Annotated in this window: 2 protein-coding genes and 1 pseudogene; 1 reads left to right on the top strand and 2 read right to left on the bottom strand. The window is 73.0% G+C overall.

The features are described 5' to 3' along the window. Nucleotides 1–127: pseudogene (locus AB0H87_RS41190) on the bottom strand (alpha-(1-2)-phosphatidylinositol mannosyltransferase); the annotation flags it as partial. A gap of 527 nt (nucleotides 128–654) precedes the next feature. On the opposite strand from AB0H87_RS41190, the gene AB0H87_RS41185 reads away from it, so the two are divergent. Next, a complete protein-coding gene (locus AB0H87_RS41185) occupies nucleotides 655–1,263 on the top strand; it encodes a TetR/AcrR family transcriptional regulator (protein ID WP_360159120.1) in 609 nt (202 codons plus the stop codon). On the opposite strand, the gene AB0H87_RS41180 is transcribed toward AB0H87_RS41185, so the two are convergent. After that, the gene (locus AB0H87_RS41180; protein WP_360159123.1) at nucleotides 1,260–1,988 is read right to left on the bottom strand and encodes an amidohydrolase family protein; all 729 of its coding nucleotides are present in this window, start codon (nucleotides 1,986–1,988) and stop codon (nucleotides 1,260–1,262) included. The two genes, AB0H87_RS41185 and AB0H87_RS41180, sit on opposite strands and share 4 nt — an antisense overlap. Between the last annotated feature and the right edge of the window lie 110 nt (nucleotides 1,989–2,098).

The raw sequence follows: 2,098 nt of genomic DNA, 5'->3' as shown, positions 1-2,098 counted from the left end.
GCAACGCCGACGCGAAGCGGGCGACGTCCACGCCGTTCGGGATCTCGACCGCGCTGCCGTCGAGGTGCTCGACCTGCACCTTGCGGGCCAGCGCGCTCACCGCGATCCGCGCCGTGATCCGTTCCAGTTGTTGCGCAATGGCGAGCAACAGGAACGGCTGGTCGCGGGCGCCAGGCCTCCGGCCACGGCCGGTCAGCCATCGTGGCGGTCGCAGCACGGACCGCGGCTTAGCGCCTTGGCCACGGCCCCGGACCGTCTCCGCGCGCGATGGCCCGACCCCCGCGGCCACCGCTCCGTGCGCGGCCCGGTGGACACAACCCGGGCTCCAGCGACGACCAGCCGTCGCGGCTACGGCCGCGGACTACAAGCACGGACCATGACGACTGGCCGCCGGCCACGGCCGCGGCCCAGGGCGGCTTTGGCGCGATGATCCAGCGGCCACCACGCCCCTCGCCCGGCCCCAAGCGGCGACCAGCCGTCGCGGCCACCGGCCACCCCTGCGGGCCGCTCACACCTAGAAACGTGCGGCCACGTGCGTTGGCATGTGTTTCGGTGGAGTGAGTGCTCACTTCTTCTGGCGGAGTGAGTGCTTACTCCGCTAGGCTGACCCCATCAGCTTGACCTGAACATGTGTCGAGGTATGAGGGTGGCGGCATGAGTGAGACCGAGACCCGGCGGCGGGCGCCCGGGATGAGTCCTGAGCAGCGGCGTGAGGCTGTTGTGCGCGCCGCCTTGCCGTTGGTGGCCGAGCATGGCGCCGCCGTGACCACCGCGCAGATCGCGCGGGCCGCCGGCATCGGGGAGGCGACCATCTTTCGCGTCTTCGACGACAAGCAGGCCGTGCTCGAAGCCGTCGTGGCCGCGGCGCTCGATCCGTCCGTCGTGTTGCAGGAGCTGCGGTCCATCTCGCTCGATCAACCGCTCGCCGTCCGGCTCGTCGACGCCGCCGACGCGCTCGAAGCGCACTTCGCCCGCGTCGGGTCCGTGCTCGGGTCGTTGCACGCTACCGGGCACACCGGGCATCGGCGGCCCGCGCCGCAGGCCGGTGAGCGTGAGCGGTCCGTCAGTGCCACCTTCGAGGCCGTCGCCGAGTTGATCGAGCCCGACAAGGATCGCCTGCGGCTGCCGGTCGCGACGCTCACCAACGCGTTCCTCGGTCTGCTGTTCCCCGCGCGGGTCGGTGGGCAGAGCGGGCCCCGAACCGTCGCGATCGAGGACCTTGTCGACGTCTTCCTCTACGGCGCCGTCAAGCCCGAGGGCTAGCGCACCCGCACCCCGGCACGGAAGACCGCCTCGACCTCGCGCAGCGCCGTGATGTCCGTCGTCGGGTCACCCGATACCGCCAGCAGGTCCGCGTCGTAGCCCGCGGCCACCCGGCCCTTCGTCGTGCCCACCCCGCAGGCGGCGGCCGCGTCGGCGGTCACCGCGCGCAGCGCCGCTTCCGGCTCGTCGCCGAAGCGCAGGAACATCTCCGCGGCGTACGGCAGGACGTCGTGCGGTTTCGACGGGTCGATGCCGGCGTCGCTGGTGACGATCATCCGTACCCCGGCCTGCCGTTGCTGGGTGAAGATCGCCGTCAGGGTCGCGGAGATCGCGGCCGTGCGGGGCGAGACCGGCTGGCCCGGCAGGTAGCCGAGCGTCGCCGAGACCACCGACTCGCTCGCCGCCAGTTTCGCGATCACGGCGGCGTCCGCGGCGGCGCCGGTCTCCGTCAGGAACGACGCGTGCTCGATCGTGTCGAAGCCCGCGTCCACCGCGGCCGCGATCGCTCCCGCGCTGTGTGCGTGTGCGGCGGCCGGCAGGCCGTGGCGGTGTGCCTCATCCGCCGCCGCGGCCAGTTCCGCGGGGGTGAACTGCGGCAGGTACGGCCGCGTGCCCGGCGTGATCTCGCCGCCCGTGGCCAGCACCTTGATCACGTCGACGCCCTCCGCCGCGTGCTCGGCCACCGCTGCCCTGATCGCGGTCTCGCCCGAGACCTCGCCGCCCAGCCACCAGCAGTGGCCGGATCCGCACGTCGATGGTCGCGCAGGACGGCCAGCAACCCGGCGATCCGGACCGGGGCGCCCGTGCGGTGCTGGCGGCGATGTCCCAGGACCCG

It is taken from the genome of Asanoa sp. NPDC050611 (assembly GCF_040654855.1).
Classification (GTDB): domain Bacteria; phylum Actinomycetota; class Actinomycetes; order Mycobacteriales; family Micromonosporaceae; genus Asanoa.
This window is presented reverse-complemented; position numbering and strand designations above follow the sequence as displayed.

Excerpts from the sequence above, each read along its gene's own strand:
- AB0H87_RS41185 (WP_360159120.1), top strand. The coding sequence starts at position 655 with ATGAGTGAGACCGAGACCCGGCGGCGGGCGCCCGGGATGAGTCCTGAG.